The sequence below is a fragment of the Herbaspirillum lusitanum P6-12 genome, from assembly GCF_000256565.1.
GTDB classification, from domain to species: Bacteria; Pseudomonadota; Gammaproteobacteria; order Burkholderiales; family Burkholderiaceae_D; genus Herbaspirillum; species Herbaspirillum lusitanum.
The window spans coordinates 1-787 of the sequence record NZ_AJHH01000199.1 but is presented as its reverse complement, the minus strand read 5'-3'; the positions used below and the strand labels follow the sequence as shown (position 1 = coordinate 787).

1 protein-coding gene is annotated in these 787 nt (G+C 61.9%); it reads left to right on the top strand.

The features are described 5' to 3' along the window. Positions 1 to 84: 84 nt before the first annotated feature. Positions 85 to 787: ABC transporter permease (locus HLUSI_RS27350; protein ID WP_040503234.1), on the top strand; the 703-nt coding region annotated here is incomplete at its 3' end.

Sequence of the window (787 nt, the reverse complement as noted above, 5' to 3'; positions counted from 1 at the left end):
TACAGCTACAGCTACAGCTACAGCTACAGCGACTCAGGCGGCCTGACCGTGACGACAACTACACAAGCAAAACAGACAAAGATCATGACCCATCCCAACCGCACCTTTTCCGTCTACGGCCTGTCCGCCGTCAAGAACTACCTCGGCCTGATCGGCGCCCTGCTCGCGATGTGCGTGCTGTTCTCCTTCCTGAGTGAAAACTTCCTCACGCTGGCAACCTTCAGCACGCTCTCCAACGACATCCCGACGCTGGTGGTGATGGCCGTCGGCATGACCTTCGTGCTGATCGTCGGCGGCATCGATCTGTCGGTAGGCTCGGTGATGGCGCTGGCGGCATCGATCCTGTCGATGGCGATGGTGCGCTGGGGCTGGCCGCTGTTTGCCGCCGGCCTGCTCGGCATTCTGGTGGCGAGCCTGTGCGGCATGCTGACCGGACTGATTTCGGTAGGCTGGCGCATTCCCTCGTTCATCGTCTCGCTGGGCGTGCTGGAAATGGCGCGCGGCATGGCCTATCAAGTCACCAATTCACGCACCGAATACATCGGCAGCGCGGTCGACGGCATCAGCTCGCCAATTTTCCTCGGCCTGTCGCCGGCCTTCATCGCGTCGATTGCAGTCGTCGTCATCGGTCATCTGGTGCTGACGCGCACCGTGCTCGGACGCCACTGGATCGGTATCGGCACCAATGAAGAAGCGGTACGCCTGGCCGGCATCAATCCACGGCCGAGCAAGATTCTGGTGTTTGCGCTGATGGGCCTGCTGGCCGGCGTCGGCGCGCTGTTCCAGG